Source organism: Paenibacillus sp. E194, from assembly GCF_000935845.1.
Classification (GTDB): Bacteria; Bacillota; Bacilli; order Paenibacillales; family Paenibacillaceae; genus Paenibacillus_B; species Paenibacillus_B alvei_B.
In genome coordinates, this window is sequence record NZ_JMDX01000052.1 from 21,422 (window position 1) to 30,706 (window position 9,285).

General features: G+C 47.6%; 12 protein-coding genes and 1 rRNA gene. 2 read left to right on the top strand and 11 right to left on the bottom strand.

The genetic code is table 11. The features are described from left to right. The first annotated feature begins 77 nt into the window (after positions 1 to 77). Positions 78 to 332: an AbrB/MazE/SpoVT family DNA-binding domain-containing protein gene (locus AZ66_RS09735; protein ID WP_005545514.1), complete on the top strand. Its 255-nt coding sequence runs from the start codon at positions 78 to 80 to the stop codon at positions 330 to 332. 173 nt (positions 333 to 505) lie between these two features. Here AZ66_RS09735 and rsmI read toward each other — a convergent pair whose 3' ends face one another. The 10 genes from rsmI to AZ66_RS09785 all read right to left on the bottom strand — a co-directional run bounded on the left by rsmI (position 506) and on the right by AZ66_RS09785 (position 8,170). Next, positions 506 to 1,399, bottom strand: a complete 894-nt coding sequence (rsmI, locus tag AZ66_RS09740; protein ID WP_044354669.1) for a 16S rRNA (cytidine(1402)-2'-O)-methyltransferase — start codon at positions 1,397 to 1,399, stop codon at positions 506 to 508. A gap of 1 nt (position 1,400) precedes the next feature. Continuing rightward, complete coding sequence (locus tag AZ66_RS09745; RefSeq protein ID WP_044354670.1) at positions 1,401 to 2,174, bottom strand: tRNA1(Val) (adenine(37)-N6)-methyltransferase; 774 nt, start codon at positions 2,172 to 2,174, stop codon at positions 1,401 to 1,403. A 165-nt stretch (positions 2,175 to 2,339) separates the two neighbouring features. Further along, positions 2,340 to 2,723: a DNA replication initiation control protein YabA gene (gene yabA, locus AZ66_RS09750; RefSeq protein WP_021260712.1), complete on the bottom strand. Its 384-nt coding sequence runs from the start codon at positions 2,721 to 2,723 to the stop codon at positions 2,340 to 2,342. A 33-nt stretch (positions 2,724 to 2,756) separates the two neighbouring features. Continuing rightward, entirely contained in the window at positions 2,757 to 3,557 is an 801-nt protein-coding gene (locus tag AZ66_RS09755) for a PSP1 domain-containing protein (protein ID WP_044354671.1), read from the bottom strand. Next, positions 3,558 to 4,538, bottom strand: a complete 981-nt coding sequence (gene holB / locus AZ66_RS09760) for a DNA polymerase III subunit delta' (protein WP_044354672.1) — start codon at positions 4,536 to 4,538, stop codon at positions 3,558 to 3,560. It lies immediately after the preceding gene. A gap of 95 nt (positions 4,539 to 4,633) precedes the next feature. Beyond that, the gene (locus AZ66_RS09765) at positions 4,634 to 5,077 is read right to left on the bottom strand and encodes a YaaR family protein (protein ID WP_021255895.1); all 444 of its coding nucleotides are present in this window, start codon (positions 5,075 to 5,077) and stop codon (positions 4,634 to 4,636) included. Between the two features lie 99 nt (positions 5,078 to 5,176). After that, entirely contained in the window at positions 5,177 to 5,506 is a 330-nt protein-coding gene (locus tag AZ66_RS09770) for a cyclic-di-AMP receptor (protein WP_021255894.1), read from the bottom strand. 57 nt (positions 5,507 to 5,563) lie between these two features. Continuing rightward, complete coding sequence (tmk, locus tag AZ66_RS09775) at positions 5,564 to 6,238, bottom strand: dTMP kinase (RefSeq protein ID WP_044354673.1); 675 nt, start codon at positions 6,236 to 6,238, stop codon at positions 5,564 to 5,566. 2 nt (positions 6,239 to 6,240) lie between these two features. Continuing rightward, positions 6,241 to 7,854 (bottom strand): aminotransferase class I/II-fold pyridoxal phosphate-dependent enzyme, encoded by a 1,614-nt coding sequence (locus AZ66_RS09780; RefSeq protein WP_044354674.1) that lies wholly within the window; start codon positions 7,852 to 7,854, stop codon positions 6,241 to 6,243. A gap of 133 nt (positions 7,855 to 7,987) precedes the next feature. Then, entirely contained in the window at positions 7,988 to 8,170 is a 183-nt protein-coding gene (locus AZ66_RS09785) for a sigma factor G inhibitor Gin (protein ID WP_021260716.1), read from the bottom strand. Positions 8,171 to 8,425: 255 nt separating this feature from the next. Between AZ66_RS09785 and AZ66_RS09790 the strand changes: the two genes are divergently transcribed. After that, positions 8,426 to 8,962, top strand: a complete 537-nt coding sequence (locus tag AZ66_RS09790) for a hypothetical protein (RefSeq protein ID WP_044354675.1) — start codon at positions 8,426 to 8,428, stop codon at positions 8,960 to 8,962. Positions 8,963 to 9,087: 125 nt separating this feature from the next. Here the strand turns inward: AZ66_RS09790 and rrf are convergent. After that, positions 9,088 to 9,204, bottom strand: a 5S ribosomal RNA gene (rrf, locus tag AZ66_RS09795). Positions 9,205 to 9,285 lie beyond the last annotated feature (81 nt).

The following is a 9,285-nucleotide window of genomic DNA, read 5'->3' on the forward strand; positions in this document are numbered from 1 at the left end:
TACGATAAGAATCAGCCAAAAAGAATTTTGTCGAAATATGACATTTCATGCTAAAGCAAAGAGGAGAGCGTTGAACTATGATGAAGTCCACTGGTATCGTCCGTAAAGTAGATGAACTAGGTCGTGTCGTCATTCCGATCGAGCTTCGCCGCACCCTTGGTATCGGTGAAAAGGATGCGCTAGAAATTTACGTTGACGGAGAGCGCATCATGCTTAAGAAATATGAGCCAGCATGCATCTTCTGCGGCAATGCAGAGAACGTTACATACTTTAAAGGAAAAATTGTTTGTCACGAATGTATATCAGAAATACCACAACCTGTGACAAAATAAAAAAATAGGTTATAATAGCTCTAATCACATATGTTAATTCTAACCTTTTTATATCTTCCTTGATGCCTCCATGGTTTTGAACCCACCATGGAGGTCTTTTTTTGTTTTACAGCAACGGTTTCCCCTCTATTGTCTGCATATTTCACATATGATCCATTGTATCCATTCTTGTTCTATAACAAAGCCTGATAGATATCTCGTTTGGATACACCGCGATCCTTGGCTGCCAGTTTCATTGCATCCTTGCGTGATACTCCCTGTTCACGTTCATAATGCGCAACATGCTCTTCTTCCGTCAATTCGTGCCACCATGCTTGTCCCGCATCTTGAGAAGCTCCATTCTCATCAGCGCCCTCGACGACGATACAACATTCTCCTAATGGAGGATGCTCGCTTACAAAGGCAATGCATTCGCCGACCGTACCGCGGATGAAGTGTTCGAAACGCTTCGTCAGCTCACGGGCAATCGTAATCCGGCGGCTGTCTCCGTATGCGGAAGCTAGCCGATCGAGCGTCTTCGCAATACGGTGCGGTGACTCATAGAATAACAGCGTTCCCGCTTCCATTCGGAGTGAGGTAAGCACTGTATCTGCATGCTTCTTCTCCCGCGGAAGGAAACCCACGAATGTGAAACGATTCGTGGGTAGCCCAGACGCAATTAAGGCAGATAAGGCCGCATTCGGGCCAGGAATCGGAATAACAGGAATACCCACTTCTACAGCTAGTTGAACAAGATCTGCACCCGGATCTGATATCGCGGGTAATCCGGCGTCGCTCACAAGGGCGATACGCTTGCCTTCTTCCATAATACGCACAAGTTCAGGGCCGCTTGCCTGCTTGTTATGCTCATGATAGCTGTACAGCGTCTTCCCTGTAATTTCGAAATGACTCAACAGCTTCCTCGTCTCGCGTGTATCTTCCGCCGCAATAATATCGGCTTCCCGCAGTATGCGTACGGCCCGGAATGTCATATCTTCCAGATTCCCAATCGGCGTCCCTACAAGATATAATGCCCCTACATTTTCCTTGTCTTGCTGCTGGTAGCTATATTGTTCCGTCAATTGCATATTATCCATCCTTCAGCTGCGAGGCTTTCCCATAATAGATATCCATTAATTCCTCACGATATTCATTTCCTTCATTATATACGATAAGCGGCGGTAATAGCCGTACATCCGGCTTGCCGTCTCGCGCGGCCTCAATCAGCACCATATTGGCCTCTACATCCTCGCGTGGATGAACGAAGCGAATACGCTTCGGCTCCAATCGATATGTCCGCATAAGTGCTATGATATCTGTCAAACGGCTAGGACGGTGAACCATGGCAAGCTTCCCGCCCGTTCGCAGCAGCTTAGCACTCGTGCGGATCACATCCTCCAGTGTACAGGCGACCTCACTGCGAGCTAGTGCATAATGCTCGTTCTCTTTCACATCACCCGCCGTCAACGGCATATAGGGAGGATTCACTGTTATCATTTCGTAAAAGGGACGCTCTGCATCTGGTGTAAATGCCTTCAAATCCCCTTCGGTAATGCGTATTCGCTCTTCCAAGCCATTTAGCCGAACGCTGCGGCTGGCCATATCCGCAAGTCTTGGCTGTATTTCCAATCCATCGATTTGCGCATTAGTCCGTGTGGACAGCAGCAGTGGGATTACCCCATTGCCTGTGCACAGATCCATAATCCGGCCACGCGTTGGCACGGAAGCGAATCGAGCCAGCAGGACAGCATCCATGGAGAAGCTGAACACCTCTGAGCTCTGTATGATTCGTAATTGATGAGTGAGCAAATCGTCGAGCCTCTCAGATGGATGCAGCCCGATCACATCGTTTCTATTCTCCATAACGCCCCTGCCTTTATCATCTTCATTTACGTACTACTCACACCTATATCTATAACGTTTCATAAGGGATTTCCTCATCAGCTATGCTGTAAATTGCCCCTAATATGATGAAAAAGCCGTAGGTGGGGAACCCTCTTATCGGTTCCCACTGACCTACGGCCGCGGTTATTTATTGAGGAAGGACAGACAGAACAAACAGTCACCTTCCGTCCGCAAATGTCCATAATACACGTTGCAAATGTGAAACCCTTCATGATACAGCCGCGCCAAATTATCATACCCTTCGCCAACCACGTTCTCTTTGGAATCCCCGTTCGGATCAGGATGTACTGCGGGTGCCGAGTCTCCCTTCACCTCAGGTTCAACTTCCAAGTGCTCGTGATGCTCGTGGTGCAGTACTTTGCGCAGCTGCTGATTCTCCATCCACAAGCGTTGATTCTCTTCCAGCAGCTCTTTGACGACGAGTTTCAGCGCACCAAGCTCTTGATGAAGGTCTCCCATATGCGTTTCCAATTCATGAATCTGCGCAAAAATGTCTTTCTTCTCCAAGTTCCCACCCCAGAGCGTGAAAATGTCCGCTATTTATTTTATGACAACGTCGTCGAAAGCAAAATCTTTCACCTTGCCGATATCGGCTAATTGGACGTGCACTTTGCGTTCACCGGCATTAATACCGACGACCTTGCCCTCTCCTATCGAGGTAACAACCCACTTGCCGACTGTAGGAAGCTCTTCTTTCACGCTTTCATAATTGTCATGCTCGTATTTCAGGCAGCACATCAAGCGACCGCACAAACCGGATATTTTCGTAGGATTCAGCGATAAGTTCTGGTCTTTTGCCATTTTAATTGATACTGGTTCAAAATCACCTAACCATGAGGAGCAGCATAACACGCGCCCACAAGGCCCAATGCCGCCAAGCATCTTCGCCTCGTCCCGTACACCAATCTGCCGGAGCTCAATCCGTGTTCGGAATACGCTAGCCAAGTCTTTCACCAGCTCGCGGAAGTCCACGCGTCCTTCTGCCGTAAAGTAAAAGATGATTTTGTTCCGATCAAACGTATATTCAACATCTACAAGTTTCATCTTCAATTGATGCGCCTTAATCTTGTCCATACAAGTTGCGAACGCATCCTTCGCAGCTTGCCGGTTCGCATCTACCAATGTAGCGTCCGCTTCATTAGCGATGCGAATGACTTTCTTCAAGGGAAGCACCACATCGTTCTCACCGACGGTCTTCGGACCAATCACGACTTTGCCGTACTCGATGCCGCGCGCCGTTTCGACGATCACATGCTGGTCCCTCTGGACCGGCCATTCGACCGGGTCGAAATAGTATATTTTGCCCGCTCTCTTAAAACGGACGCCGACTACATTATACAATCAAGTACCTCCTTGGATTCCAACCAGAAACTGCTCGCAAGCAAGTTGCGGGCTTACATTGGCGCGCACCCGCTTCTGCGCCTCCGTCGCCGCATCCATGCACCGAATCCATCCTTCAGCCGACTTCGTCCAGGCCAGCTTGCTGATTGTATCAAGCTGATCGATAAAGACGAGACTCTCCTGCCGGTTGTATTGGTAATTCAACATATCTCGAAACCAGAGATGGAACAAACGGAACAACATGTCCGTATGTTCAGCAAGCTCGGTCTTAAACAACTTCTGCTGTGCGGTTAGAAGTGCGGAAGGAAGTCTTGCTTCGCACTCCTTTCCTAATTGTAACATTACGTTTCTTACTTCTGCAAACCAATTCTGTCCACATAGCTCACGCCCAGCCTCCAGGCCGTTTACAAGATAGACAGCTGCACGGGCTAATATAGCAGGACAACCCTCTGCTACTAATGTTTGACAGATAAGGATCGGATCCTGCGGTGTAAATGGCACCATCTGTGAACGGGATTGAATGGTTGGCAGCATCGCTTGTCCATTTTCTGTAATCAGAATAGCCACTGCAGGACTTGTTGGCTCCTCCAAAAATTTAAGCAGGCTGTTGGCCGCTTGCACGGTCATCTTCTCCGCCTGCTCCATAATGTACACTTTACGGCCTGTAGCTTGGGTTCGGTAGGAAAATTCGCGCTGCAGCTCGCGAATTTGATCGATCTTAATCGACTGCCCCTCTGGTGCAATAACATGCACATCAGGGTGGTTGCCGTGCTCAATTTTCCGACAAGAAAGACATTCCCCACAAGCATCATCTGTCATGCGTTCACAGAATAACGCCTTGGTGAAGGTTAGCGCAGCAGCTATCCGGCCCGTACCCTTCGGTCCACTGAATAAGTAGGCATGGGATACCTTGTCTGTGCGCAGACCATTTTGCAATATTTTCTTAGCTCGATCCTGTCCGAGAATTTGTTCAAACGACATGTTATGCGTATTCCTTCCATATATATAACCAGAATGCGATACGGAGCAAGCAGCTCTGCTCTAGTCACGGGATATGGGGAAATTCCCTAGCTTGACTAGAAGCATAGGTTAATCAGCATCCCGCGAATTTCCCCTACTTTATGAAGCAGATCAATTTTACCTTGCTCCGTCTCCAGCAGATGATCCGCTAATTCAATGAGAGCACTGTCAATCTCATCGACGATCTGATATCGCTTGCTTCTGCCGCGTCGATCCCATCCACGCGTTTCCCGAATTTTTAGGTTCCGCCGTACTGTATCCTCCAAAAAACGCTTCACCATCATTCGGTACATGCGAAGCTCACGAATCGTCATGGACTTCGACAGTCGTTCCCCTTGCTGATAAATATCCTGCAGCCTCTGCTGCAGCTCGTCATTGCTCGCTTGATCATGACGATTGTTCATCATGTCCGCAAAAGACTTGTGCTGGACAGGCTTGGTTACAGATTCGCCCATACGAACATCCGTGCCGAAGGGGCGAAATCCAGGGTTAATTTTCACTCCATATCACCTGCAATAGTTCGCTTCATAGTATGATTCGATCGAAATCCATCCATCTGCGGATTACTTCTATTATATCGTAATATTGCGGACGAATTGTTAAAAATGCTCGAACCGCTCTACTGGGAGCACAAACACGGTCGCCCCCCCTACCTGTACTTCGACAGGCAGCGGCATATAAGAATCTGAAGTACCACTGAGCGGAGTTACTGGTGTGACAAGCTGATCTCTCACCTTACAGTTGCTGCGGATGACATTCAGGACGGTGCTCACTTGATCATCCTCCACACCTATCATGAACGTCGTATTGCCTGCACGCAAAAATCCACCCGTACTCGCCAGCTTGGTCGCTCTAAAATTCGCCTTTACTAATGCACCGGAAAGTCGATTGCTGTCTTTGTCTTGTACAATAGCTACAACCATCTTCATGCCTGGTCATCCTCCTTAAAATAAAGTTCTTGGCATCCCTGTTTGGAATGATGTTACTTATTTATACATCCGACCTGCAAAATCCTGCGTTCGCTCACATAAAATGTCGAACATTTGTCCACTTATTTGCGTTAGCGACTGTGTAGCATCCAATTGCACAATCCGTTCCGACTGCTGCTTAGCAATTCGTTCGTACCCTTCGCGCACTGCTTCGTGGAATGCAAGCTTCTCTTTATCGAGCCGGTTCACTTCACGAGACTGATTAGCAGCAATCCGAGCCAATCCAGCCTGTGGATCAATATCTAACCAGAATGTAATATCCGGCATTGTATCGTGAATCGCGAATCGATTGATTTCCCATACATCTTCCATCCCGAGTCCTCGTGCGTATCCTTGATAGGCAAGTGAGCTGTCAACAAATCGGTCACATAAGACGATTGCTCCCTGCTCTAAGGCTGGAATAACAACTTCCACAAGATGCTGTCTGCGGGCAGCAGCGTACAGCAATGCTTCTGTTCGAGCATCCATCTCCGTATGCACAGGATCGAGGATAATGCTGCGAATCTTCTCGGCAATACGGACTCCTCCCGGCTCCCGTGTGACTACGACATGCATTCCTTGCTGCCGCAGCTTATCCGTCAGCAGTTCAATCGCGGATGACTTGCCTGCTCCTTCTCCACCTTCCAGTGTAATCAACCATCCGGGACGTTCTGCCCGTTGCTGCTTACTCATATCTATTCCTCAATTCCCTTCTCTTCTTCAGTATCCACAATACGAATCGTTCGCAAGGATTCATCCTCTGCGTCATGGCACTTAGCTCCGGCATGTGCAAGCATGATCAGCTGTTGTGCTGCATTCTCTGTAATAATCTCACCTGGATAAAGTAATGGAATGCCCGGCGGATAAGGAATCACCGACTCTGCTGCCTTGTGCCCAATTGCCTCCTGCACAAGTACTTGCTTCGTTCGTACAGGCTCTTGTTCATATACCGAGAAGGATACAGGCTCAGAGAACAATCGATACCCGCCAGCCATCACAATCGGATGTGCAGACGCATCAGTAATCTCCATATAGGTATCCGCCTGTATCTCAGTATATGGAGTGTTGTTGTCCAACGTCACAGCAACCGCTTGCAATGCCCTAATTAATCGCTTCGCATCCTCTAATGTGCTGCCTAGACTGAATACGAGCACCGTATGCCGCAACTCGGCCATCTCGGCAATACACCCATGCAGAGCGAGCTGATCTAACAGCTTATAACCGCTACACATTCCCTCCCTGCATCGAATCGTCACCTTGAATGGGTCAAGGCTGCAATAGGCGGACTGCGAATGAGTGCTTTGTATCTCTATAACCTCAAATGCGTCCATATTAGCAATCGCAGCTCGTACGAGCTGAACCGCCTTCAGACCCTCCTCAAACGCTTCTGACCCATTTCGCGCTATATAATAGCGGCTGATATCAAGCGATGCCATTAAAGGATAGGAAGGGCTAGAGCTCTGCAGCATCGTAAGCAGCTTCTTCAGCCTTGCTCGATTAAGCATAGCCCCTTGAACGTGAAGCATGGCACTCATCGTCATGCCCCCAAGCATTTTATGCGTTGACTGTACAACACCGTCCGCACCTGCCTGCAGAGCGGATTCTGGAAATGCGGGATGGAGCCCATAATGTGCTCCGTGTGCCTCATCCACCAGCAGTGGGATATTATAACGATGACTAATAGCCACAAGTTGACGGAGATCAATCCCCATTCCATAATAATTCGGATTCGTCACGAATACAGCCTTCGCTTCTGGGTATGCCTGAAGTGCCTTCTCTACCGCTTCACTGGTCGGTGCAGTAGCAAGACCGCTTGCCGTATCCATCTGTGGTGTAAGGAATACAGCTCTTGCACCTGCCATCATAAGCCCGTGTAATACAGACTTATGCACGTTGCGCTGTACGAGTACAATATCGTCCGGCTGAATACAGCAGCTCATAAGGAGTGCAATATTGCCAACCGTACTGCCCCCTACAAGAAAGTGAGTCTCTTCAGAACCGAACAACTTCGCAGCTAGCTGCTGCGCCTCTGCAATCGCTCCTGTCGGATGATGCAAATCATCTGTACCTTCTACTTCCGTCACATCAATCGATAACAGTTGTGACATCCTCTGAAGCAGCATACTCCATTCTCCCTGCTCAGATAAGGAAATCCCCGCTTGCTCATACCAATGTCCATCCTTATGACCTGGTACATGGAAAGATGCGTGCCGGTTTCTATCATATTGAAGTAAAGCTTCCACAAGTGGCGCTCGCAGTTGCTCATGCACATCAAGCGTCAAGTGAGAAGTGCCCTTACGTATATTCATCAAGGTTGCCCCTTTATTATTGCTTCATTTATTGTAACGTAAATTGTGTACTTCTTCATCTCTTGTTCAATAAAAAGCAAAAAGAGCCCACTGAATCGGGCCCTAACGAGTAAGCAAATCAAGGGGAGCTATCTTACACGTTCGTGTGCAGCCATAATCGCTTTAGCTTATGAATGAAGAATGAATATTTCAGATCCTGCACATCGGTCTTAACCATTTCTTGCTCACATGCTGTACAAATAAACTGATTGACGACCATTATGCCGTCATTCGTCGCTTCACCGCACACAATGCAGTGTGTATCCTGACGTTCCATGTCAATCCCACCTTTAGCGGTTATATGATAAGTATGCCCTTAAATCTATGGATATATACCAGTTTCATAGCCGGTTTCAAATGTTTTTATATATGTATGATCGATTGTTGGTATTGGTGTTTGTACGGTTTGAACCCTTTTTCAACATTTTTGATCTTCTTGAAGTTCTCCTTCAATTTCTATCCCTTCTACATTTTCATAGAATAAATACCGATATATAAGTTATTGTTCAACTTGAAAAGGAGGGTTCGCTCAATGTCAACCATACGCAATGAACAAATGGAGCGAACATTTTATCATTATCAGCTGCTGAAGAGAGTTCGTTTAGCGAAGCCTTTCATCATCGCCTTCTCCACGTTAGCTGCACTGTGTACCGCAGTCGCACTGTACCAACATAGCCTCATCGGTATCGGCTATGTTGCTGCTTCTTGTGTGCTTATTGCATGGCTCCATTATGTAATAGGCCGATCTATCTTCATCATAGATCGGTACACATATAAAGGGAGATGGGCTTGGCGGTGGCGTATGCCATGGATTGGTTACTTGCCACTCCCACAGCAATTCATCAGCCTAAGATATCTCACAAAAATTATGCTGCATACGACATCTATTACGTTTTTAGTCATTCTTATTTTATGCCCATGGCTTCCATTGGAGCTCACCTTGTTGAATGTGTTCTGGCACTTATGGCTGCTGTCTCCACGCTGGTATTGCCTATTAACGATGCGCGCAGTCGACTCAAGTGGACTCGTTAAAGTCAACGAAATGGACATATGCCTATACAAAGCGTAAGCATATAAGGAAAAAGCCGATTGCTGCCAACCTAAATTAGGCGAAGCATTCGGCTTTTTAACATACCTATATTAGGTTTACATAAAAAAACCACCGTCGAGATGTCTCAACAGTGGTCTTTAATTGCTTGGCGACGTCCTACTCTCCCGGGACCCTGCGGTCCAAGTACCATCGGCGCTGGAGGGCTTAACGGTCGTGTTCGGGATGGGTACGCGTGGAACCCCTCCGCCATCGCCACCAAACAGCATTGGCTAAAGCCAATATGAAGTTCAAGGTTTGAACCTTGAAAACTGAATGCGAAAGTGTCGTGCTCTAAATCAAAT

Excerpts from the sequence above, each read along its gene's own strand:
- AZ66_RS09735 (WP_005545514.1), top strand. The coding sequence starts at position 78 with ATGATGAAGTCCACTGGTATCGTCCGTAAAGTAGATGAACTAGGTCGT.
- rsmI (WP_044354669.1), bottom strand. The coding sequence starts at position 1,399 with ATGCAATTGACGGAACAATATAGCTACCAGCAGCAAGACAAGGAAAAT.
- AZ66_RS09745 (WP_044354670.1), bottom strand. The coding sequence starts at position 2,174 with ATGGAGAATAGAAACGATGTGATCGGGCTGCATCCATCTGAGAGGCTC.
- holB (WP_044354672.1), bottom strand. The coding sequence starts at position 4,538 with ATGTCGTTTGAACAAATTCTCGGACAGGATCGAGCTAAGAAAATATTG.
- AZ66_RS09770 (WP_021255894.1), bottom strand. The coding sequence starts at position 5,506 with ATGAAGATGGTTGTAGCTATTGTACAAGACAAAGACAGCAATCGACTT.
- tmk (WP_044354673.1), bottom strand. The coding sequence starts at position 6,238 with ATGAGTAAGCAGCAACGGGCAGAACGTCCCGGATGGTTGATTACACTG.
- AZ66_RS09780 (WP_044354674.1), bottom strand. The coding sequence starts at position 7,854 with ATGAATATACGTAAGGGCACTTCTCACTTGACGCTTGATGTGCATGAG.
- AZ66_RS09785 (WP_021260716.1), bottom strand. The coding sequence starts at position 8,170 with ATGGAACGTCAGGATACACACTGCATTGTGTGCGGTGAAGCGACGAAT.
- AZ66_RS09790 (WP_044354675.1), top strand. The coding sequence starts at position 8,426 with ATGTCAACCATACGCAATGAACAAATGGAGCGAACATTTTATCATTAT.